The organism is Brevibacterium sp. XM4083, assembly GCF_006489205.2.
Lineage (GTDB): Bacteria > Actinomycetota > Actinomycetes > Actinomycetales > Brevibacteriaceae > Brevibacterium.
Genome location: NZ_VFYR02000004.1, coordinates 374,278 through 395,087 on the forward strand (window position 1 = coordinate 374,278; position 20,810 = coordinate 395,087).

The window sequence follows — 20,810 nt, forward strand, 5'->3', positions numbered from 1 at the left end:
GCTCATACGTCTCTCTCATCGATGATCTCTCCGCCGAGGACCTTGGCGATCACCGAGACCCCGACCTGTGGGGCGTCGGAGATGTCGAGGTCCGTTTCCGGATCATACTCGTCCTCCATCGACCCGGAGGAAGGGGGTTCCGGGGCGTCGGCGCGCTGCGGGGCGAAGCCGCCTGGCGCCTGGCTGGCGGGCGCGCCGACACCGCCGCGCGGGTTCTGTGCGACCGAACCGCCGGTGTCCATGCCGTGGCGTTCGGCGATCGCGGCGAAGCGGGATTTGAAGGGCTTCGCCGCACCGGCGCCTCCCGTCGAGGCAGGCGCCGGAGTCGAATTCGGTGCCGGCTGGCCCGCACTTCCCTGCCCGCTGAAGTCGACATCGGGATCGGCATACGCGCCGAGGTAGTCGAGGTCGTCGTCCTCGGGAGGAGGCACGACGACAGCCCCGACGTCGACGGCACCGCTGCCGGCACTCGTCGAGTCGACGTCCGCGGGCGCAGGGCTCGACTGCTGCGGCGCATCGTGCCAGACGGGTTCTTCCCAGCGCGGTTGGACGTACTCCATCGGTTCGTCGGTCGGCTCATCGGCGGCAGACGTCGAAGCACCGGCCCCTCCACCGGTGTCAGTCCAACCCGCAGTGCTGTTCTCGTCGGCTCGCGAGTCCGCCGCAGGGTTCGTCTCGGCCGCTGGCGACGCTGCGTCTCCGCCAGTTGAATCGCTGCCGTCCGGGGCGCCGAGGCCGGCACCCGTCGCGGGCGGACCGAAGAAGTCCTCATCGGACAGGTCAGGAACGACGATGTCGGAGTCGACCGAAGCGATGCCGGTGTCGACGGGAGCAGCGCCGGTGTCGGGGTCAGACTGAGCGGAATCAGCCAGAGCGGAAGCAGAGTCGACGCTTCCGGCCGGTCCGTCAGCGACGGATGCCGCGGGGGTCGAATCGGCGCCGTCCTCTGCCTCGGCAGAGTTCTCCGACGCACCCGGTTGAGCCGGTGATTCACCCTCCTCGTCGTCGGAGGACCAGGGGCCCTGCGGCGAGTCGCCGGTCTCCCAGAACTTCTCGTGGTCGACCTGGGGCTTGTCGACCTCGCGGGTGCCGACGACAGCGGCGACCTCCTGCGGGCTCGGCCGCCGGAAGTCAGCACTCGGCCCGCGGTTGCCGCCGGTCGGGTTCTGGCCCGGTCCGGACGAGTCGTGTCCGCCTGAGCTCCCGCCCTGGTTGCCGCCGATGCGTCCGACATCGCCGATGTCGATGCGAGCCTCGATGCCGAGGACATCGTTGATCGCCATGGCGAGCTTCGCCGCGTGATCGCGCTGCTGGAAGCCCTGCACCGAACCGGCGTTGTTGAAGCCGAGGTAGACGACGCCGTCGGCGAACGACTGCGGGATCGCATTCGCGGCGATGATCGCGCGCGTCAGGCGGCTGCGCTTCTCCACTGCGGCGAGGATGCTCGGCCACGCGCGTCGGATCGCTTCGATCTCTCCGCCGATGCCGCCAGCACCGCCGCCGGACGTCGCCGGTGCCGAAGTCGCTGAACTCTCGTCAGCGGCCGGGTCGGGGCGCTGGGCTTCAGATCGCGACGGACGATCGGCAGACGGCGACGCGGGCCGGGAATCGGACGGCTGGGTCGTGGAACGCTGCTCGCCACCGTCGCCCTGTCGAGCAGGCTCCGGCGAACCAGAGCGCTGACCGTCGCCAAGGCCCTGCGATCCCGGGTGTGCGTGCATCGGCACGTCCTGCGGTGGCTGTCCGGCCGACGGCTGGGGCTGTTCGGCCGACTGCAGCGGTTGTCCCTGTCTGAGGTCGGCAGCTCGCGGGTCAGTCGGTCGCGTCCCGGCAGGCCGTGAGTCGACGGGCCGCGCGTCAGTAGGCCGCGCGTCTGCAGACCCGCGCCCGGTCGGCCCATGCTCGGCAGGTCCAAACTCGGACGGCCCGTGTTCAGACGGCGCGTTCGACCCGGGACGAGGTGATCCGCGATGGTCCGCATCCGTCCTGTTGCCCGCCGGGGCATCGCTCGAGCCGCGAGCCCCCTCTGCTCTCGGAGCAGGGCTCTCGGACGCGGAGCGTTCAGGAGCAGAGTTGCCAGCAGGAGCCGAGTTCCCAGCAGGAGTCGACCCCGGTGCGGGACCGGAACCCGCGTGCGGAGCGGAGTCCACCGCCGGCACGTCGTTGAGCATGGATTCGGCAGCGGCCGCGATCGCGGTGAGCTCGTCGAAATCGTCAGGGGCGGAATCCGCGAAAGGCCCAGCGCCCTGCGCCGGCCCACCGGCACCTGCCGGCGCACCACTCTGACCACCGGCACCACCCTGGCCGCCACCGACCGGAGCACCCGACCGACCGTCACCAACCGGCGCACCATCCTGACCAGCAGCCCCAGCAGCCGGACCGACCGTCTCGGCGGGGGTCTGCGGAACAGTCTGCACCGCAGCCTGCGGCACCGTCCCACCCGATCCGGAGGCGGACATGCCGATCCGGCGCTCCATCCGCTCGACGCGGCTGAGCACGGCGTCGCGGCTGCGGGTGGTGGCGGGCAGGAGGATGCGGGCGCAGATGAGCTCGAGCTGGAGCCGCGGCGAGGTCGCCCCTGACATCTCCGTCAGACCCTGATTGAGGATGTCCGCGGCACGGGAGAGCTCGGCCTGACCGAACCCACGGGCCTGCAGGGTGAGGCGCTCAAGACGGTCCGGCGGCACCTCGGGCAGGAACGCATGCGCGGCCTCGGGAGCGGCGTGGATGACGATGAGATCGCGCATCCGCTCGAGCAGGTCCTCGACGAACCGCCGCGGATCCTGCCCCGATTCGATGACGCGCTCGATCGCCCGGTAGACGCCTGCGCCGTCCCCGGCGGAGAACGCGTCGACGATGTCGCTGAGCAGGGAGTCCGGCGTGTAGCCGAGCAGCGCCACCGCCGTCGCATAGTCGACGCCGTTGGGTCCCGATCCCGCGATGAGCTGGTCGAGCACGGACAGCGTGTCCCGCACCGACCCGCCGCCGGCACGCACGACGAGCGGCAGCACGCCCTTGTCCACCTGGACGTTCTCCCGCGCACAGAGCTCTTCGAGGTAGTTCCCCAGCGCCTCGGGCGGCACGAGCCGGAACGGGTAGTGGTGAGTGCGGGAGCGGATCGTCCCGATGACCTTCTCGGGTTCGGTCGTCGCGAAGATGAACTTGATGTGCGGCGGCGGCTCCTCGACGATCTTGAGCAGAGCGTTGAAGCCCTGCGAGGTCACCATGTGCGCCTCATCGAGGATGAACACTTTGTACCGGTCGCGGGCCGGCGCATAGATCGCGCGTTCGCGCAGGTCACGGGCATCATCGACGCCGTTGTGGCTGGCCGCGTCGATCTCGACGACATCGAGCGACCCGGGTCCGCCGTTGGCGAGGTCGCGGCAGCTCGGGCACTCACCGCACGGAGTCGGGGTCGGCCCCTTCTCGCAGTTGAGACAGCGCGCGAGGATCCGCGCCGAGGTGGTCTTTCCGCAGCCACGCGGCCCCGAGAACAGGTAGGCATGATTGATGCGACCGCGTTCGATCGCGGCCTTGAGCGGCTCGGTCACATGCTCCTGACCGATGACCTCGTCGAAGGTCTCTGGGCGGTAACGTCTGTACAGTGCGGTGGACACAGGACAAGCCTAATGCCACCCCCTGACACAGGACACGGCCATCGTCGCCAACCAGTCCGCCAGCCGGTCCCCCGCCCCGGTCCCCGTTGTGACCCGGTCCCCGTTGTGACCCTGACCCCATGTCGGGCACGATAGTGCGTATGACCGACGCCGTCTCCCCGCCCGAGGACTCCGATCCCGCTCGCACCTTCCGGATCGGGCACAAGGAGCGCGACGAGGCGATCGAGATGCTGCGCGAAGCCGCCGGGGACGGCCGGATCACCGTCGAGGAGCTCGACGAGAGGATGGAGCTCGTCCAGCGCGCGAAGTTCCCCATCGACCTCGATGAGGTCCTCTCCGATCTCACGACCCAGCTGCCCTCGGAGCGCTACCGTCCCCGCACCGAGGTGGCCCGCCGAACCCCGCCCTCCGCACCGGCCCGCCGGCTCCCGCCCCATCAGCAGACCCGCGGCTGGGACCCGTCCGATCCGCTCGTCGTCAAGGCGACGTGGGAGTCCGAGCACCGCCGAGGCCGCTGGCAGGTCCCGCCCTACATCCGGGCCGAACCGTCGATGTCGAACATCGAGCTCAACTTCCTCGAGGCCGACACGACGCTGGCGACGATCGACATCGAGGTCGTCGCCGGGATGGGCTCGCTCATCGTCGTCGTCCCCGAGGACTGGGCCGTCAACGTCGAAGATCTCTCGAAGTCGTGGGGGTCGGTCAAGACCCTCGTCGACGCGGTGCCCACCGGACGCGCCCCGACCGTCGTCGTCGGCGGGTCGATCGGGATGGGCAGCTTCCGCGCCCGGTACGCGAACTTCTTCGACCGCCGGCGATTGGCCAAGTGATGCCTCCGGGACTCGGCGCCATCATCTTCCTCACGATCGCCATCGTCATCGTCTTCAGCGTGGGCTTCTTCCTCGTCCACCGGGTGATGACGAAGCCGGGCATGCACATCGGCTCTCGCCTGCCCAAGGACGGCCACGACGGCGAGCAGCGTCCCGGTGCAGGATCGAAGGGCCCCCAGCACCCAGGCCCGAAGGACCACTGACACGGCAAGGGCATTTGCCCGAACACCCCATCTGACCGGGGAAAACCCTTGCAATGGCACGCGTCACATGATGCACTCATTGCATGGCTGAGCTCATCGTGACCCGCCTCGACGCCGACGACGCCGACGATCTCAGGCAGTGGCGGACGATCATGCGCGAGGGCTACACGGACGACCGAAGAGCCGTGTGGTGGCAGAGCGAGGAGTCGATGCTCCTGCAGTTCTCCCAGCCGCGCACGGACAGGACGGACATCGCCCTGCTCGCCCGCCTCGGCGACGAAATGATCGGCGGGGCGGAGATCACCCTCGTCTCCGACTCCCCCGCCCTCGTCGAACTCACCGTCCTCCCCGCCCATCGGCGGCAGGGTCACGGCACGACGATCGCCGAGGCGGTCGATGAGATCCTCCGCGACTCCGCGGCGACGATCGTCCAGACCGAGACCTATTCGCCTGCCGGCATCGCCTTCGCCGAATCCCGCGGCATGCACGTCGGCAATGCCGAGCAGCGTCTCCTCCTCGACCTGCCCGCCTATCTCGACGCCGACGCCAACCGCTACAAGACCCGCACGACTCCGACCCCCGACGTCGGCCCCGCCGATCCCACCGAGGTCCACCCCGATCCCGACTGGTCGATCGTCTCGTGGATCGGCATGTGCCCCGAGGAGCTCGTCGAGGCGTGGGCGACCCTGCGCAAGCAGATGGACGAGGACGTCCCCCTCGGCGCTCTCACCCGCACCGACCACCACGCCGACGTCGCGGCGATCCGTAGCCACGAGGAGCGGATGGACGAACAGGGCTGGGTCCTCGTCAGCTCGATGGCGGAGATGACCGGTGAACAGCCCCTCGCGGTCGGGTACACGGAGATCATGGTCTCCCGACACGCCCCGGAGATCGCCGTCCAGGAGGACACCCTCGTCGACCGCGCGTACCGCGGCCGCGGCATCGGGCGGGCGCTGAAGATCGCGAACCTGCGCCAGCTCCACGACCTCCCGGAGGCCGCCGCCGTCCGCTGGCTGCAGACGTACACGGCCACGGACAACGAGGCGATGCTCGCGCTCAACAAAGAGCTCGGCTTCGTCGTCGCCGACACGATGACCGCTCTCGAAAGCCCGGTTGTCGATTAGACTGACCCTGACCGCACCGGCTATCGAAGCGAAGCAGGCTACCGTGTCCTCCTCCAACGTCATCATCATGATCGTCGTCTTCATCATCGTCGTCATCGTCACGATCGTCATCGTGCGGTCGCGGGCGAAGAAGGCGCAGAGGGAGCGGGAGGCGCGGAACTCTGCCCCGAGCGCCCCGCGCGACCCCTTCGCCGCCGACCAGAACACCGGCGGCGACCCCGCCCAGATCAAGGCCGGCGACCTCCTCGAGTTCGGCAACGAGAAGTACTTCGTGCGCGGCACCCTGCGGATCTCCGAGGGCGGCTACGACTGGGCCGAGCACTTCTTCCAGTCCGACGACTCCGCGACCCGCCTGTGGCTGACCGTCGAGCACGACCCCGACCTCCAGGTCTCGCGCTGGCGCGACCGTCCCGACCTCGACATCGAACCGACGTCGAAGTCGATCACGATCGACGGCACCGACTACAGCCTCGTCGAACACGGCACCGCCTCCTACCGCTCGGAGGGCACGACGGGGCTCAACGAGAAGGGCGGCCTCGACTACGTCGACTACGAATCCCCCGACGGGAAGCTGCTGGCGTTCGAGCGCTTCGACCACGGCCGCTGGGAGGTCAGCACCGGCGAACCCGTCCCCGTCGGCTCGTTCACGATCTACTCGAGCAGCTGATGAGCCTGACCGCCCCGCACGCCACCGTCGACGTCCCCTTCGCCGACACGAGCGCCGACGACCTCCGGTTCTCCCTGGACCGTCCGCGGATCGCGCCGCTGGCCAGTGAGATCGTCGACCTTCAGCCGGTCGGCGTCACCGGTGCGGGGCTGCGGCTCGAGCTCCACGTCATCGGCTCCTCGCATCAGGTCATCCTCGCCACCGCGGCCCGTGACCTCCTCATCGAAACCTTCGCGTGCCCGCCGGCCCAGGCGCCGGCTCAGGCGCCGAGCACCGCGACGGCCTCGCCGACGTGGGACGTCCCGGTGCGGACCCGTGGTGCGTGGGCCGGATTGACGCGCCATGAGTTCCGGTGCACCCGCACCGCGCATCCGGCGGAGTTCCGCACATCCGTCGCCGAGGCGCTCGACCGTGTCCGGGCCCACGACCGTCACGTCATCGCCCGGTTCCCCGGTGACCGCGATGCGCTCACCGCACTCGCGCTCACGACCGCCGGCCCCGGACACCTCGCGTGGGAGACGTGGCACGTCTACCCGCAGCACGCGGAGATCGTCCACACGACGACCGCGCTCACGGGCGCACCGGAGCCGGCGACCGCCTCGGCGAGGGGTGGGCGGTGATGTCGAACAATCCGAACATCTCCACAGGCGGCGGTTCCTTCGACTTCGACGCCGAGCACAACCGCGGCAACCGGTTCGGAGGCGGGCCCTTCGACAACGGCCCCGGCGGACGGGGCGGCGGAGGGCCGGGCGGCAACGGACGCGGCGGCAACGGGCCGTTCGGCAATGGCCCCGGCGGCAGCGGCCCCGGCGGCGGAAGCTCGGGTGGCGGCTCGGGGAAGAAGCCGCGCCGCTTCGGCTGCGGCGCCGTCATCGGACTCGTCGTCGTCCTCCTCCTCGTCGCGATGATGTTCCAGAGCTGCGGGAGCAGTTCGGGCGGCGCGAACTGCGGGGACTACGACCTCGTCGACAACCAGTACGTGGAGAACCCCGGCCAGGGCGACTACGTGAAGAACGGCGACAACTACGACTACGTCGGATGCGACGCCTCCCGCTCCGGCGGCGGAGGATTCTTCTTCTTCCCGTTCTTCTTCGGCGGCGGCTCGGGCGGAACCGGGTCGAACTACGGGGACGGCTCGAACTTCCGCGGCGGCGGACCGGGGTCGGGCAAATGAGCGGCCCGACACCGAGGACCAGCACGACACCGAGGAGCAGCACGACGCCGAGGACCAGCACGACGCCGAGGAGCCGCCCCGGCCGGTCGAACCACCTCGGCCAGACGACCAGACAGCGACCGAACCAGCGACGACAGCACCAGGAAAGGCAGCCATGATCCTCGACATGCTCCTCTACGAGACCGGGGTCGTCCTCGCGTATGCCGCGAGCGGAATCCTCCTCATGTTCATCGGCTACTTCGTCGTCGACCTCCTCACCCCGGGCAAGCTCCACGTCGTGCTCTGGGAGCAGAAGTCGCCGAACGCCGCCGTCCTCGTCGCCTCCGACCTCCTCGGTGTCGCGATCATCGTCATCGCCGCGATCCGCGCGAGCGCCGACGACCTCGGCGCCGGCATCGTGACGACCCTGCTCTTCGGCATCATCGGCATCATCCTCATGGCCGCGAGCTTCCTCCTCATCGACGCGCTCACCCCGGGCAAGCGCGGGGACATCGTCAACGCGACCACTCTCCACCCCGAGGTGTGGGTCAACGCCTCGGCGCACATCGGCATCGCCGGCATCATGGCCGCCGCACTCCTGTGACCTCGGGCTCGCCGACTGCCCGGCCCGGCATGGGCGCTGCCCGGCCCGGCTCGGGCGCTGCCCGCAGGATGCGACCGCATTGAGCACGACCGCGCCGGCACCGCTGACACTCCCGCTGCAACCGGGGCCTGCCCGCTTCTTCGTCCTCCTCGCCGTCTTCATCTGCGCGAGCTGCGGGATGGTCTACGAGCTCGCGCTCGTCGCGCTTGGGTCCTACCTGCTTGGCGACACGATCGTCCAGGCCTCGATCGTGCTCGCCGTCATGGTCTTCGCGATGGGCATCGGGTCGCTCGCGACGAAGCGCCTCACCCGCTTCGCCGCCGTCGCGTTCGCCCTCATCGAAGCCGCGCTCGGCATCATCGGCGGCCTCTCCGTCATCCTCCTCTACCTCGCGTTCGCCTTCGCCGACGTCTACACGGTGGCGATGGTCGGGCTCGCGTTCCTCATCGGAGCGCTCATCGGCGCGGAGATCCCCCTGCTCATGGAGCTCGTCCAGCGCATCCGGGCGCAGCGGGCCTCGAGCGCCGTCGCCGATCTCTTCGCCGCCGACTATGTCGGCGGCCTCGTCGGCGGTCTGGCCTTCCCGTTCGTCCTCCTCCCCCTCTTCGGGCTGACGAAGGGGGCGCTCGCGGTCGGCATCACGAACACCGTCGTCGGCATCCTCATCGTCCTCTGGCTCTTCCGCGCCGAGGTGGCCCGCCGCACCCGGGTCCTGCTCGCCGGCCTCCTCGTCCTCATCGTCGGCGGCCTCACCGTCGTGTGGGTCTTCACCGACGACATCGAGGTGACGACGCGGCAGCGCCTCTACCGCGACCCCATCGTCGTCTCCGAGCGCACCGACTACCAGGAGATCGTCGTCACCGAGTCCCTGCGCACCGGCGACACCCGCCTCTACCTCAACGGGGACCTGCAGTTCGCCTCGGTCGACGAGTACCGGTACCACGAATCGCTCGTCCATCCGCTGATGAACGGGCCCCGCGGCAATGTCCTCGTCCTCGGCGGCGGCGACGGGCTCGCCGTGCGGGAGATCCTCAAGTACCCCGACGTCGAGACCGTCACCCTCGTCGACCTCGATCCCCGCGTCGTCGACCTCGCCCGCACTTCGCCCCACTTCACGGCCTCGAATGAGAACTCGCTCGACGATCCGCGGGTGACGACGGTCGCCGCCGATGCGTTCACGTGGCTGCGGGAAACCGAGCACCCGGCCTATGACGCCGTCATCGCCGACCTGCCCGATCCCGACGACGTCGCCACCTCGAAGCTCTACAGCGTCGAGTTCTACGGACTCATCAGGCAGGTCATGGCCCCCGGTGCCCGTCTTGTCGTCCAGGCGGGGTCCCCGTACTTCGCCCCGGAGGCGTACTGGGGAATCGGGCAGGCCGTCACCGAGGCGGGACTGGCGACGACGCCCTACCACGTCGACGTCCCGAGCTTCGGCGACTGGGGCTACTTCCTCGCCGCGGCTCCCGGGGATGCCGGCAGCAGCGGCACCCTGGTGGGGACCGACAGCGGCAACGGTCCGACCGTCGCCCTGCCTGCGGATGCGCCGTCGGATCTGAAATTCGTCACCCCTGAAGTGCTCGCGGCCTCGACGACGTTCCCGCCCGACCGCGACCGTGCGTCGGTGAAGAACGTCGAAGCCTCGACCCTCCTCCACCCGAAGGTGCTCGACCAGGAGCGCGGAGCCTGGGTCGGGTACTGAGCAAGCGGTCGGACACTGAGCACGCGGTCGGACACTGCGCACGAGCTCGGGTGCTGAGCACGCGGTCAGGTGCTGAGCACGGCAGAGGGCCCGCGCGCGGTCGTGGTGACCGGGCGCGGGCCCTCTGCTGCGGTCGCGGTTGCGACATCATCGCGGCTAGGACATCATCGCAGCGAGCACGCTGAGCGAGACGCCGAGGAAGCCGCCGACGACGGCGATGCCGATGAAGACGAGGCCGAGGATGAAGCCCCACTTGCCGAACTCGTTGTCGCCGAAGCCCGCCTCCTTCGAGGCGCGGCGGGCCATGTACCCGGTGATGATGCCGATGGCCGGGCCGATGAAGTTGAAGCCGATGAACGTCGACAGAGTCGCGACGAGCGAGATGATGCCGAGCACCTTGCCCGGATCCTCTGCCGCCCGCTGGGCCGGGTAGAGCCGATCAGCGTACGGCTGGTCGGGATAGGGCTGATCGGATTGCGCGTAGGGACCCTGCGCGTAGGGCCCCCGGGCGTACGACTGGGGCGCGTCGGGCTGCTGCGGATAGGCCGACTGCCGGTCGGGATCGGCCATGTCCGGCCGGGCTCCCAGCGGGCCGGGTCCGGTCGGGTCGAATCGATTGTCGGGTTGGGGTGCGACCGGTGTGCTCATCGCGGTGCCTCTCTCGTGTGGTCCGAACTCCAGGCTGATGACTTCAGCCTAGGAACCGCACAGGGAAGGGGAAAGGGACCTATCCGTCGACCTCGGCGGGGGTTTTCCCCCGGTCGGACCCGACTGGCTCATCCAGCGGGTGCCCGGCACCTCCTCGGTGCGCGCCCGGCACCTCCTCGGTGCGCGCCCGACATCTCCTCGGCGGACGGCTCAGCACCGGCACAGCACCCGCGGTTCGCCCCGCCTCGGCGGGCCTCAGCGGACGTCGACGAGGGCGTGGTCGGTGCGGCCGAGGAGCCAGAGGAGGACCTCGACGGGTTCGCCGGTCACGGTCGTCGTCTCTCCGCGTCCGGCGGCGTGGGTGCCGAAGCCGGGACTGACGATGACGGTGCGGCCCTTCGCCTTCGCCGCGTAGGGCAGGAGCGCGAACCGGGCTTGGGCCCACACGGTCGCGTTGTCCTTCCGGGAGAGGCGGCGGGGGAACCATTCGAGTTCGGCGCGGCGGATGTCCTCATGGTGGACGAGGTATTCGGTCGTGTTCATCACCGAGCCGACGCCGGGCCACGCTCCCGGGGTCCACTTCGGTGGGGCGGCGACGAGTCCGAGCAGCTCGGAGTACGGCATCGACGCGTAGTCGCGCTCCTTGTCCTCGAGCCTGCCCTCGAACGCGGGGACCATGATCCCCATGGCCGCGACGGGTTCGCGTTCGCGGATGACGAGGTGGGTGGCGAGGTCCCTGGTCGTCCATCCCTCACAGAGGGTGGGCGCGTCCTCACCGGCGGCGCGGGCAGCGGCAACGAGGCGCAGTCGTTCTGCGCGAGCAAGACTGGTCATGGTGGCAGTCTGTCATTGCCTCATTGGATTTCTCTGGACGCCCACTCTCTGACGAAGTCGGTGACCCGGGAGATCGACCGGTAATCGGCAAGGTCATCTCCCCTGGTGGGGCCGTCGGTGACGATGACGACCGGCTTGCCCTCCTTCGCCGCTGACCGCACGAAGCGCAGCCCCGAGAGCACCGCGAGCGATGATCCGAGAACAAGGAGACCTTGCGCCGAATCAGAGATCCGATTCGCCTCGGCGACGCGATCGGGCGGGACGGCGTCGCCGAAGTAGACGACATCGGGTTTGAGGAGTCCGCCGCAGATCGGACAGTCGAGGACCCGGAAGTGCGCGGTCTCCTCGAGGTCGACGTCGCCGTCGGGCGCGGTCTCGACGTCGATCGGGTCGATGCCGGTGAGCGCGATGAAATCGCGGTTGAGCGCGGTGAGCTCGTCCTGCACCCAGTCGCGGTCGAAGGTGTGGCCGGTCTTCAGACACACGACTCGGTCGAGGCTGCCGTGGAGGTCGATGACGGGACTCCGGCTGCCGACCTCCCGCGCCGCGGTCTGGTGGAGCCCGTCGACGTTCTGGGTGATGATGCCGGCGACCGGCAGGCGGGCGAGCGCGAGGTGACCGGGGTTGGGATCCGCCCACTCCATCCGCGGCCAGCCCACCCAGGACCGCGCCCAGTAGCGGGCGCGCTGCTCGGGTGAGGAGAGGAAGTTCTGGATCGTCATCGGCCGGCGGGGCGCGGCATCGGGGCCGCGGTAGTCGGGGATGCCCGAATCCGTGCTCATCCCCGCCCCGGTGAGCACCGCCCAGTCGCTCGGGTCGTGGCCGGTGGTGAGGACGTCGATGATCTCGGAGTCGGTGTGGCTGGCCACCGGACGGGTGCGCCCGCGCAGCGGATCGACGATGACTGCCATGGTCTCCTCGGTCTCCTTGCTCATTCTCTCTCCCCAGTCCCCATCGACTGCGTCTATCGTGGCCGTATGGTCAGCGTACTGCTCGTTCATCACTCACCGTCACCATCGACGCAGGGAATCGCCGAGGCGGCCGAGGCCGGACTGCGCCTGCCCGAGCTCGGCGACATCGACGTCACCGTCAGACCCGCCCTCGAGGCCACCGTCGACGACGTGCTCGCCGCCGACGCCTATGTGCTCGGGACGACGGCGAACTTCGGCTACATCTCCGGGGCGCTCAAGCACTTCTTCGACACCACGTACGACGCGGTGCGCGAGCCCACGGCCGGTCGGCCGTTCTCCTACTGGATACACGGCGGCTATGACACGACCGGCGCGGAGACCGCGATGACGCAGATCACGACCGGGCTGGGATGGTCGCTCGTCTTCGATCCGCTCGTCCTCACCGGCGCGGTGGACGAGGAGCATCTCGAGACCGCGACGGAGCTCGCCGCGACGGTGGCCGCCTCGGCGCTCTGAGATTGTTTCGAGAAACTACTTTCCAATATGGAAAGTAGTTGGTAGGGTGAAATCACTTCCACCGGAAGTCAACGGTCATCTCGTCGGATCGGCCGCCTCGGCGGATCCGCGATCGCACTGAAGGAGCAGCCATGACCACGCCCACCCCGCAGCAAGCCACCGACCTCCTCGCCGAGATCGATTCGACGCAGAAGCAGGCCCGCAGCACCGACGCGTGGCCGCTCGTCCTCTTCCTCCTCGTCATCAGTGCCGCGGCCTCGATCGGGCTCGTCGGGATGGCGCTCATCGACGATTCGGCGACCCAGCTCACCTTCCTCGGGGCGAGCGCCGCGTGGCTCGCCGCCGCGCTCGTCGTCTACCTCGTCTCGGCCCTGAGCTGGAGCCGCCGGTCGACGCTCCTGTTGCTGACATGGCTGCCGGTCATCATCCTCGCCTTCATCGCCGGGGTGATCGCCGACAGCCTCACCGCGGGATCGTGGGTGACGTTCGCGGCCGCCGGAATCGTCTGGGTCGCAGGCATCCTCGGGGCTCTCCTCGGACTGCGCCGGTGAGGCGCGCAGAGACGAATGAGGAGACCGCGATGACCCCCTCCACCGCACCCACCGACGGCACGGGAGCCGACTCGGAGTCCGCGCCCGAGGAGACGATCCCCCACCTCGGCGAGACCCTCTCCCGGATCGATCCGGACCTCGGGAACCCGACCCGGCTCGGACTCGTCGCCAGCTTGAAGAACCGGGATCGCGCGGAGTTCAAGCTGCTGCGCGATTCGCTCGGGGTCTCGGATTCCGTGCTCTCCCGGCACATCACGGCACTGGAGAAGGCCGGCCTCGTCGAGGTCGCGAAGGGCTACGTCGGGAAACGGCCGCGGACCTGGGTCTCGATCACGAAGGACGGCGCGGCCCGCCTCGACGGCCACGTTGAGGCGCTGCGCGAACTCGCCGGCGGACGGTGAGGCCGCACCGGTCAGACGCTGGTGCGGCCGTCACTTCCCCTCGGCGCGGCGGCGGACGATTTCCGTGATCCAGATCGGGGCGAACGGCGAGGTGCAGTTCGGCGGCGTCGGATAGTCCTTGAGCACCTCGAGGCGCTCGCCGATCTCGAGCGCACGGTCCCTGAGCTCGGGGTTCTCGATGCCGATCGACGCCAGCGTCTCGTTCATCGCCCACTGCAGGCGCTCGGGCGCCTCCTTCATCTCGGCGTCGATGACGTCGAGGAGGCCCGGCAGATCGAGGCCCTCGGGATCCTTCGCCACCCGCTCCGAGGTCAGAGCCCATCCGGCTGAGGCGACAACCGGGTCCGGGTCGGCCATCCACGTCGTCCGCAGCGCCTCGGCGTGCTTCGACTTCTTGACGATGTAGTTGACGAGCCACCCGTGGACCTTCGGCACCCGCGACTCCCGGAGCATCGCGTCGAGCTCGGCCGCGTCCCAGCTGCGCGGACGCATGATGAGGATCGCGACGAGGCGGGCGGCGGTGTCCCCGGTCGCCCACAGCTGCCGGGCGAGGTCGTCGTTCTTCTTCAGCTCCTTCGCGATGCCGCGCAGCTTCGTGAGGTTGACCCCGTGGTCGTCGCCGTGCCGCTCGTTGACCGCACGCGCCTTGGGGTCCTCGAGCTCGGCGAGCTCCGCCCTGACACCAGCCACCGTCGCCTCGACCATGCTCGTCCCCTCACTGTCGTTCCCGTTGCCGCGCACGCTCATTCTGCCCCACATCGCGTGCTCGCCGCGCGTCGTCAGTGCGCATCGTCAGTGCGCATCGTCGCACCGTCAGTGCGCGTCGTCGCCGAGGTAGGGCCTGACCTCGAGCCATTCGTTGATCGGGGCACCCTGGAAGCCGGGGGCCGCGGAGAGTTCGGCGGCGAGCGCGAGCGCGCGTTCCCAGTCGGCGACGTCGATGATCATCCACCCGGCGACGAGGTCCTTCGACTCGGGGAACGGCGACCTGACCTCCGGGGAGAGATCCGGCCCCGACGCCCGGACGAAGGCGCCGTCCGGCGACAGCGCCGCCGAGTCGACGAATTCGCCGGACTCGCGCAGCCGATCGGCGAAATCGTTCATGTACTGGACGTGGGCGTCGACCTCGGCGGGCGTCCACTGGTCCATGGGAACGAAGTCGACGTACTCCGGCGTCCCCCGGTAGTGCTTGAAGATCTGGTACTTGGCCATCGCTGGCTCCTCCTCCGATCACGGGAGCGCCGGACCACCTCGGCGAGCCCGATCTGCGCCTTCCCACCTCCCAGAGTAGGCCCGCGTCCCGGGAATGCCTTCCGCACGTGCGTCGTTGTGACAGTGCAGGGCTCAGCCTGCGCCACGGTCCCGACCCCGAGCGATTCCCACCTTTTGAGGAGTGCAGCATGACCAAGCGCGTCCAGTACGACAATCACGGCACGACCGACGAACTCGAGGTCGTCGACGTCGAGTCCCCCACGGTCGGCCCGGGACAGGTGAGCGTCCACGTCCGCTTCGCCGGTCTCAACCCCGTCGACCTCGCAATCCTCTCGGGAAGCTTCGGGTCCGGCAGCGGCACGCGCGGCCTCGGCATGGATTTCTCCGGTGTCGTCGCCGAAGTGGGCGACGGCGTCGAGGACTTCTCCCCCGGCGACCTCGTCTTCGGCGGCGTCCCCAACCAGTCCGAGGCCGACTACGTCCTCGTCAAGGATCCCGGCAAGCATCTCAACAAGATCCCCAAGGGACTGGGCACCGATGTCGCCGGCGGCCTCAACGTCGCCGGGAGCACCGCGGTCGCCGGCATCCGCGCGATCGCCCCGCAGGCCGGCGAGACGATCTTCGTCTCCGGCGCCTCGGGCGGGGTCGGCATCATCGCCGCCCAGCTCGCCCTCGGCCTCGGCGCCCGTGTCATCGGCACGACGAGCCCGGGCAACGTCCAGCTGCTCGACGGACTCGGCATCGACGCCGTCGAGTACGGTCCCGGGCTCGAGGAGCGTCTGCGCGAAGCCGCCCCGGACGGCATCCAGGCCGCGTATTCGACGCGCGGCGAGGATGAGATCGAGATGCTCCTCGGCCTCGGCGTTCCCGCCGCGCGGATCAACTCGATCGCCGCAGGTCCGCAGGTCGCCGACAAGTTCGGCGTCCACACCGACGGCCAGGCGAAGGCCCGCCGCGACGACCTCCCCTGGCTGGCGATGGCGATCGCCTACGGCCACGTCGTCGTGCCCATCGGCGGGGTGTTCGACCTCGACGACGTCCGCGCCGCCTACGGGTTCCTCACCGGCGGCCATCCCGTCGGCAAGGTGCTGCTGCGGATGGAGCCCAAGCCCTTCACCGCGGAGCAGAGGGACTACCTCACGCAGTGACGGCCGACCCCGGGGTCCGGTCCGCAGGCACGCGCGCGGATCGGGCCCCGAGGCGTCTGCGCCCATAGCCGATGAGCGCGACCGCGACCGCGACGGGCCAGACGAAGAACGGGATGTAGCAGGCCAGGAGAACGGCTCGCTCCCCCGCGCTCATCCCCGCATCGGGCGTCCACCCGGGGACGATCCCGGTCCAGGCGAGGACGAATTTCACGAGCACCGATCCGATGAGCCCGAGCAGGACCACGGTGCCGATGCCGCCGACGAGGAGCGGCACCAGGGGTGGGATCGTCCTCCCGCCGAGGCGGGGCACCCACCGAGGGACGACCTCGCCCCACGGCCGGATGAGTCCGAAACCCGCCACCGCGACGAGGAGTGTGAGCACCTCGAGGCCGAGGACGTAGACGACACCGCCTGCGGAGAACCGCACCTCGTCCGCGAGGCCGAACCCCACATCGAGACCGGCGAGCAGCGCGATCCGCCAGGCCACGCTCGGCAGCGGGAGCACGAGCGCGCCCCAGCCTGCGATGAGCGCCCAGCGGGGGATCTCGGGGTTCCGTGGCTCTCGGCTCTGCGGCTCCCGGTTGCTTGACCGCCTGCCTTCTGGCTCCCCGTCCTCCGGTTCCCGCCTCGCCGGTTTTAAACCCTTCGTTCTAAAACTCATGCTCTAAAACTAGCTATGATCGGATGCCATGGCAAGACCTGCGCGCTTCTCCGATGACGACATCCTCGACGGAGCCGCTCATGCGCTCTCCGTCAGCGGCCCCCGGGCGACGATCGCCGACGTCGCCCGGAGCATCGGCGGCCCGACGGGCTCGATCTATCACCGCTTCCCCTCCCGCGACGACGTCTTCGCCCGCCTCTGGCTGCGTTCGATCGGCCGCTTCCACGTCGGCCTCCTCGCCGCATACGACCTCGACGATCCGCACGAGGCCGTGCGGGCCGCGGCACGCCACATCCCGGCGTTCTGCCGCGCCCACCCCGAGGAGGCGCGTTCGATGCTGCTCTACCGTCAGTCGGCACTCGCCGCCGAGGGCCCGCTCGGCGTCCGCGACGACGCCGCGCACATCAACGACGACATCGACGCGGCGATGGACGGCCTCCTCGCCCGGCGCTTCGCCGACCCGACGCCCCACCGGCGCGAACTCCTCTCGATGGGAACGCGCCTGGCCCCCTACGGCATCGTCCGCCCATTCATCGGCACGGCGATTCCCGACTGGGTCGACGACGCTGTCGCCGCCTCCGCTGAGGCGATCGTCCGCCTCGGCGATCCCACGACCTGACCGGGATGCCACGGATCACGCGCCCCCGCCCCGACCGGCGCGGTCCCCACGCTCTGACCAGGTCGCGGCGGATCATCTGCCCTGACCCGCCGCTCGGTGTTCGGAATGTTCTCCCAGGGTCAGGCTGTTGAATGGAGACAACCCGAGTTGCGTCAAAGCGCAGCCTTCGGGTCGACCGGCATCGCGCCGGCCCGTGTCCGACAGCAGTGCACCAGAGAAGGAGAGCCACCATGGCCGTATCCGACAAGAAGATCGCATTCCTGCTCACCAACGGCGTCGAACAAGTCGAGCTGACGAGCCCGCGGACGGCACTCGATGAGGCGGGCGCGACGACCGTGATCATCTCGCCCGCGGACAACACTCTGCAGGCGATGGAGAACGATTGGGACCACGGCGACACGTTCACCGTCGACGTGCCCGTCGCCGAGGCGAACGCCGACGACTACGACGCGCTCGTCCTGCCCGGCGGCACGATCAACGCCGACACCCTGCGCACCGATGAGGACGCCGTCGCTCTCGTCAAGGCGTTCTTCGCCGCCGACAAGCCGGTGGCCGCGATCTGCCATGCCCCGTGGATCCTCGCGCAGGCCGACCTCGCGAAGGACCGGAAGCTCACGTCGTTCGAGTCGACGAAGGTCGATCTGGAGAATGCGGGGGCTGACTGGAGCGATTCCGAGGTCGTCGTCGACGGCAATCTCATCACCTCCCGCAACCCCGGCGATCTCGACGCGTTCAACGCCGCGATCGCCGACGCCCTCAAGTGAGCCGGCTGGCGGATTGAGCTGAGGCAGCCGCCTCGGCGTGCGAACTCCCCGGGACCGCGGTTCCGGGGAGTTCGTCTGCGTTTCACCTCGGTGTGTCCGTGGACGCGCCACCTGCGCATATGATCATCACATGCGTGCTTCCTCCACCGGGCGTATGCCGTCCGGCGTCCTCTCCTGTCTTCTCACCGTTCTCCTCGTCGCCGTCTCCGGCGTGCTCACCCTCACCGTGCCCGCGCCGGCCGCGGCGGCCTATCCCACCGGCGGCGGCATCGGTGCGATGCACCGCTCGCTCGGCGGGGACACCGGACGGCTGGGCCCGGCGGTCAGCCCCGAGCGCTGCACGCTCAGGGACGGCGGGTGCTACCAGACCTTCAGGGCGGGCACGATCCATTGGACGAAGGCGACCGGGGCCCACGCGACGTGGGGTGCGATCCGCGCGGCGTGGCAGAAGTCGGGCTGGGAGAACGGGCCGCTCGGGTACCCGACGAGCAATGAGTACAGGGCGGGCTCGGTGACCCGGCAGGACTTCGAGAACGGGCGCATCACGTGGACGAGCGCCGCCGGGGCGAAGATCGAGCTGACGAAGGCGCCGTCGTCGTTCACCCTCAAGGGATCCGGGTTCGGCCACGGGGTCGGGATGAGCCAGTACGGGGCCCGCGGGATGGCCGCCGCCGGCAAGAGCGCGACGCAGATCCTCGAGCACTACTACAACCCGGCGACGGTCACGCAGACCTCGGCGAACGCGAACTCCGACATCACCGTCCAGCTCCTCGCCGGGGAGAAGTCGGTGACGCTCACCCCGTCCGCGGGCCGCCTGCGGGTCAAGGTCGGGCGCACGACGGTCGAGTCGGGCTCGGCGATCACCGTCGAGCGGACGTCGTCGGGCAGGGTCAGGGCGAAGGTCGGGGGCAAGTCCTACGAGGGTTCGTGGCTGACCGTCGAGTGGCAGAACACGCGCTACTGGTCGGGGTCGCAGGCGACGACGGTCGCGGTCAGCCGCGCCCAGTCGGGGTCGACGGGGACCTATCGGCACGGGAAGATCGAGATCCGGCAGCTGAAGAACGCGCTCAACGTCCTCGGCGTCATGCGGACGAACTCCGAATACCTGCCGGGCATCGCCGAGGCCCCCGCGTCATGGCAGTCCCCCGCGCTCGAGGCGCAGGCGATCGCCGCGCGGACGTATGCCTACCGCAATCTGGGGCCGCTCAAGGCCGACTGCGCATGCAATGTCTACGACGAGGTCACCTCGCAGCATTTCAAGGGCTGGGCGCACGAGAATGCCCGCGACAGCGGTCCTTGGCGCAGGGCCGTCCAGGCCACGCAGTCGGGGTCGGGGGCGAACGTGCGGAACGCGAAGGTCGTCATGTACAAGGGCGCGCTCATCGATGCCGTGTACTCCTCGTCCTCGGCGGGGGTGACGAACTCCGCCGCCGAGGTGTGGGGCAGTGACGTCCCCTACCTGCAGTCCCGTGACGATGCGGCGTCGAAGTCGAAAGCCGCCGGGAACCCGAACGCCTCATGGACCGTGACGCCCTCGCAGGCGGCGATGGCGAAGGCATTCGGCCTGCCCGACGTCGCGACGGTGTCGCTGACGCGGACGAAGGCGGGCCTTGTCACCTCGGCGAAGGCGACCTCGACGAAGGGGGCGACCGCGACCYGCACCGGCGCCGAGCTGCGCAGTGCGCTCAAGCTCAAGTCCGCGTCGTTCACCATGGGGTGAGCGGAGGGTTTCAGCACTGCCGGCGCTTGGTGTCCGGCAGAGTCCGCTCCGGAGCGCCCACGCTCACGAGCGGCTGAGCCTCGCGAGCTACGGCGCGCGCAGGGACGGCGCCGCCCAGCGGCGACCGAGCGAACGCTAGTGCGCGCGCCACATTGCAGGCCAAAAGTTGAAGCACAGGCGACAAGTCGTGGGGCAATCTTACTTTTGCCCGACATCTGCCCCGTGTCGTGTCGGCAAGTGCCCCGTATTGCGCCGGCATCCGGCGTCCCGCAGAGACCGCTCCGGAGCGCCCACGCTCCCGAGCGGCTGAGCCTCGCGAGCTGCGGCGCGCGCAGGGAAAGCACCGGCCAGCGGCGACCGAGCGAACGCTAGTGCGCACGACAATCTGCAGGCCAAAAGTTGAAGCACAGGCGACAAGTCGTGGGGCAATCTTACTTTTGCCCGACATCTGCCCCGTGTCGTGTCGGCAAGTGCCCCGAATCGCGCCAACCTCTGGCGTCCCGCAGAGACCGCTCCGGGAGGCCCACACACGAGCGGCTGAGCCTCGCGAGCTGCGGCGCGCGCAGGGACGGCCCCGGCCAGTAGCGACCGAGCGAACGTTAGTGCGCGCCACACTGCAGGCCAAAAGTTGAAACGCAGGCGACTAGTCGTGGGGCAATTTCACTTCTGGCCGACATCCGCCCCGTGTCGCGCCTGCGCCGTGCCGATCGCAGCGTGTCAACACACAGACATCGCGTGCCGCTGCAACGATGCCCGTGTCGCGCAGCCGTCCCCGCACGCAGAAGCCCCTCACCTGAATCTTCCCAGGTGAGGGGCTTGTGCTTGCTGGCGGAGGATAGGGGATTCGAACCCCTGAGGGCGTTAACCCAACCCGCGTTCCAGGCGAGCGCCATAGGCCACTAGGCGAATCCTCCGCGGATCAGCT

Annotated in this window: 22 protein-coding genes and 1 tRNA gene; 15 read left to right on the top strand and 8 right to left on the bottom strand. The window is 69.5% G+C overall.

The annotated features are described in order from the left end of the window. Window positions 1-2: 2 nt before the first annotated feature. Window positions 3-3,617, bottom strand: coding sequence for a DNA polymerase III subunit gamma and tau (locus tag FJ887_RS14155; protein ID WP_140955484.1), 3,615 nt, complete (start codon window positions 3,615-3,617; stop codon window positions 3-5). 140 nt (window positions 3,618-3,757) lie between these two features. Between FJ887_RS14155 and FJ887_RS14160 the strand changes: the two genes are divergently transcribed. The 8 genes from FJ887_RS14160 (at window position 3,758) to FJ887_RS14195 (ending at window position 9,900) form a co-directional block, all read left to right on the top strand. Then, window positions 3,758-4,447, top strand: a complete 690-nt coding sequence (locus tag FJ887_RS14160; protein WP_140955483.1) for a DUF1707 SHOCT-like domain-containing protein — start codon at window positions 3,758-3,760, stop codon at window positions 4,445-4,447. Then, window positions 4,447-4,650, top strand: a complete 204-nt coding sequence (locus tag FJ887_RS14165) for a hypothetical protein (RefSeq protein ID WP_140955482.1) — start codon at window positions 4,447-4,449, stop codon at window positions 4,648-4,650. The genes FJ887_RS14160 and FJ887_RS14165 overlap by 1 nt, the downstream gene beginning before the upstream one ends. Window positions 4,651-4,733: 83 nt before the next feature. Next, window positions 4,734-5,774 (top strand): GNAT family N-acetyltransferase, encoded by a 1,041-nt coding sequence (locus FJ887_RS14170; protein WP_140955481.1) that lies wholly within the window; start codon window positions 4,734-4,736, stop codon window positions 5,772-5,774. 43 nt (window positions 5,775-5,817) lie between these two features. Continuing rightward, a complete protein-coding gene (locus FJ887_RS14175; protein WP_250786254.1) occupies window positions 5,818-6,441 on the top strand; it encodes a DUF4178 domain-containing protein in 624 nt (207 codons plus the stop codon). Beyond that, a complete protein-coding gene (locus FJ887_RS14180; RefSeq protein ID WP_140955480.1) occupies window positions 6,441-7,061 on the top strand; it encodes a DUF2617 family protein in 621 nt (206 codons plus the stop codon). The genes FJ887_RS14175 and FJ887_RS14180 overlap by 1 nt, the downstream gene beginning before the upstream one ends. Next, on the top strand, window positions 7,061-7,615 hold the full coding sequence (locus FJ887_RS14185) for a hypothetical protein (protein ID WP_219993836.1): 555 nt from the start codon (window positions 7,061-7,063) through the stop codon (window positions 7,613-7,615). The genes FJ887_RS14180 and FJ887_RS14185 overlap by 1 nt, the downstream gene beginning before the upstream one ends. A gap of 154 nt (window positions 7,616-7,769) precedes the next feature. Continuing rightward, entirely contained in the window at window positions 7,770-8,198 is a 429-nt protein-coding gene (locus tag FJ887_RS14190) for a DUF350 domain-containing protein (RefSeq protein WP_140955479.1), read from the top strand. Between the two features lie 79 nt (window positions 8,199-8,277). Further along, entirely contained in the window at window positions 8,278-9,900 is a 1,623-nt protein-coding gene (locus tag FJ887_RS14195) for a polyamine aminopropyltransferase (RefSeq protein ID WP_140955478.1), read from the top strand. A gap of 156 nt (window positions 9,901-10,056) precedes the next feature. Here FJ887_RS14195 and FJ887_RS14200 read toward each other — a convergent pair whose 3' ends face one another. From FJ887_RS14200 to FJ887_RS14210, 3 genes are all read right to left on the bottom strand, one after another. Next, window positions 10,057-10,548, bottom strand: coding sequence for a DUF4190 domain-containing protein (locus FJ887_RS14200; RefSeq protein ID WP_140955477.1), 492 nt, complete (start codon window positions 10,546-10,548; stop codon window positions 10,057-10,059). A gap of 255 nt (window positions 10,549-10,803) precedes the next feature. Beyond that, the gene (locus tag FJ887_RS14205) at window positions 10,804-11,382 is read right to left on the bottom strand and encodes a TIGR03085 family metal-binding protein (protein WP_140955476.1); all 579 of its coding nucleotides are present in this window, start codon (window positions 11,380-11,382) and stop codon (window positions 10,804-10,806) included. A 20-nt stretch (window positions 11,383-11,402) separates the two neighbouring features. Continuing rightward, on the bottom strand, window positions 11,403-12,317 hold the full coding sequence (locus FJ887_RS14210) for a Sir2 family NAD-dependent protein deacetylase (RefSeq protein ID WP_140955475.1): 915 nt from the start codon (window positions 12,315-12,317) through the stop codon (window positions 11,403-11,405). A gap of 42 nt (window positions 12,318-12,359) precedes the next feature. Between FJ887_RS14210 and FJ887_RS14215 the strand changes: the two genes are divergently transcribed. From FJ887_RS14215 to FJ887_RS14225, 3 genes are all read left to right on the top strand, one after another. Then, the gene (locus FJ887_RS14215) at window positions 12,360-12,809 is read left to right on the top strand and encodes a flavodoxin family protein (protein ID WP_140955474.1); all 450 of its coding nucleotides are present in this window, start codon (window positions 12,360-12,362) and stop codon (window positions 12,807-12,809) included. A gap of 131 nt (window positions 12,810-12,940) precedes the next feature. Next, window positions 12,941-13,360: a hypothetical protein gene (locus FJ887_RS14220; RefSeq protein ID WP_140955473.1), complete on the top strand. Its 420-nt coding sequence runs from the start codon at window positions 12,941-12,943 to the stop codon at window positions 13,358-13,360. Window positions 13,361-13,389: 29 nt separating this feature from the next. Further along, entirely contained in the window at window positions 13,390-13,761 is a 372-nt protein-coding gene (locus tag FJ887_RS14225) for a winged helix-turn-helix domain-containing protein (protein WP_140955472.1), read from the top strand. Between the two features lie 30 nt (window positions 13,762-13,791). On the opposite strand, the gene FJ887_RS14230 is transcribed toward FJ887_RS14225, so the two are convergent. Together FJ887_RS14230 and FJ887_RS14235 are read right to left on the bottom strand one after the other, a co-directional pair. Further along, window positions 13,792-14,466, bottom strand: a complete 675-nt coding sequence (locus FJ887_RS14230; protein WP_140955552.1) for a DNA alkylation repair protein — start codon at window positions 14,464-14,466, stop codon at window positions 13,792-13,794. 108 nt (window positions 14,467-14,574) lie between these two features. Continuing rightward, window positions 14,575-14,973: a YciI family protein gene (locus FJ887_RS14235; RefSeq protein ID WP_140955471.1), complete on the bottom strand. Its 399-nt coding sequence runs from the start codon at window positions 14,971-14,973 to the stop codon at window positions 14,575-14,577. A 188-nt stretch (window positions 14,974-15,161) separates the two neighbouring features. Between FJ887_RS14235 and FJ887_RS14240 the strand changes: the two genes are divergently transcribed. Beyond that, the gene (locus tag FJ887_RS14240) at window positions 15,162-16,121 is read left to right on the top strand and encodes an NADP-dependent oxidoreductase (protein WP_140955470.1); all 960 of its coding nucleotides are present in this window, start codon (window positions 15,162-15,164) and stop codon (window positions 16,119-16,121) included. Here FJ887_RS14240 and FJ887_RS14245 read toward each other — a convergent pair. Next, entirely contained in the window at window positions 16,111-16,782 is a 672-nt protein-coding gene (locus FJ887_RS14245) for a hypothetical protein (protein WP_140955469.1), read from the bottom strand. The two genes, FJ887_RS14240 and FJ887_RS14245, sit on opposite strands and share 11 nt — an antisense overlap. 28 nt (window positions 16,783-16,810) lie before the next feature. Here FJ887_RS14245 and FJ887_RS14250 point away from each other — a divergent pair, with 28 nt between their 5' ends. The 3 genes from FJ887_RS14250 to FJ887_RS14260 all read left to right on the top strand — a co-directional run bounded on the left by FJ887_RS14250 (window position 16,811) and on the right by FJ887_RS14260 (window position 19,885). Continuing rightward, window positions 16,811-17,401 (top strand): TetR/AcrR family transcriptional regulator, encoded by a 591-nt coding sequence (locus tag FJ887_RS14250; RefSeq protein WP_140955468.1) that lies wholly within the window; start codon window positions 16,811-16,813, stop codon window positions 17,399-17,401. Window positions 17,402-17,631: 230 nt separating this feature from the next. Continuing rightward, window positions 17,632-18,165, top strand: a complete 534-nt coding sequence (locus tag FJ887_RS14255; RefSeq protein WP_140955467.1) for a type 1 glutamine amidotransferase domain-containing protein — start codon at window positions 17,632-17,634, stop codon at window positions 18,163-18,165. A 130-nt stretch (window positions 18,166-18,295) separates the two neighbouring features. Continuing rightward, window positions 18,296-19,885, top strand: coding sequence for a SpoIID/LytB domain-containing protein (locus FJ887_RS14260; RefSeq protein ID WP_250786255.1), 1,590 nt, complete (start codon window positions 18,296-18,298; stop codon window positions 19,883-19,885). A gap of 826 nt (window positions 19,886-20,711) precedes the next feature. On the opposite strand, the gene FJ887_RS14265 is transcribed toward FJ887_RS14260, so the two are convergent. Then, window positions 20,712-20,799: transfer RNA gene (locus FJ887_RS14265), tRNA-Ser, on the bottom strand. Between the last annotated feature and the right edge of the window lie 11 nt (window positions 20,800-20,810).

Coding starts and splice junctions, on each gene's coding strand:
- FJ887_RS14205 (WP_140955476.1), bottom strand. CDS start 11,382: ATGACCAGTCTTGCTCGCGCAGAACGACTGCGCCTCGTTGCCGCTGCC.
- FJ887_RS14160 (WP_140955483.1), top strand. CDS start 3,758: ATGACCGACGCCGTCTCCCCGCCCGAGGACTCCGATCCCGCTCGCACC.
- FJ887_RS14185 (WP_219993836.1), top strand. CDS start 7,061: ATGTCGAACAATCCGAACATCTCCACAGGCGGCGGTTCCTTCGACTTC.
- FJ887_RS14190 (WP_140955479.1), top strand. CDS start 7,770: ATGATCCTCGACATGCTCCTCTACGAGACCGGGGTCGTCCTCGCGTAT.
- FJ887_RS14170 (WP_140955481.1), top strand. CDS start 4,734: ATGGCTGAGCTCATCGTGACCCGCCTCGACGCCGACGACGCCGACGAT.
- FJ887_RS14255 (WP_140955467.1), top strand. CDS start 17,632: ATGGCCGTATCCGACAAGAAGATCGCATTCCTGCTCACCAACGGCGTC.
- FJ887_RS14245 (WP_140955469.1), bottom strand. CDS start 16,782: ATGAGTTTTAGAACGAAGGGTTTAAAACCGGCGAGGCGGGAACCGGAG.
- FJ887_RS14200 (WP_140955477.1), bottom strand. CDS start 10,548: ATGAGCACACCGGTCGCACCCCAACCCGACAATCGATTCGACCCGACC.
- FJ887_RS14165 (WP_140955482.1), top strand. CDS start 4,447: ATGCCTCCGGGACTCGGCGCCATCATCTTCCTCACGATCGCCATCGTC.
- FJ887_RS14250 (WP_140955468.1), top strand. CDS start 16,811: ATGGCAAGACCTGCGCGCTTCTCCGATGACGACATCCTCGACGGAGCC.
- FJ887_RS14230 (WP_140955552.1), bottom strand. CDS start 14,466: ATGGTCGAGGCGACGGTGGCTGGTGTCAGGGCGGAGCTCGCCGAGCTC.
- FJ887_RS14215 (WP_140955474.1), top strand. CDS start 12,360: ATGGTCAGCGTACTGCTCGTTCATCACTCACCGTCACCATCGACGCAG.
- FJ887_RS14210 (WP_140955475.1), bottom strand. CDS start 12,317: ATGAGCAAGGAGACCGAGGAGACCATGGCAGTCATCGTCGATCCGCTG.
- FJ887_RS14225 (WP_140955472.1), top strand. CDS start 13,390: ATGACCCCCTCCACCGCACCCACCGACGGCACGGGAGCCGACTCGGAG.
- FJ887_RS14235 (WP_140955471.1), bottom strand. CDS start 14,973: ATGGCCAAGTACCAGATCTTCAAGCACTACCGGGGGACGCCGGAGTAC.
- FJ887_RS14220 (WP_140955473.1), top strand. CDS start 12,941: ATGACCACGCCCACCCCGCAGCAAGCCACCGACCTCCTCGCCGAGATC.
- FJ887_RS14180 (WP_140955480.1), top strand. CDS start 6,441: ATGAGCCTGACCGCCCCGCACGCCACCGTCGACGTCCCCTTCGCCGAC.
- FJ887_RS14240 (WP_140955470.1), top strand. CDS start 15,162: ATGACCAAGCGCGTCCAGTACGACAATCACGGCACGACCGACGAACTC.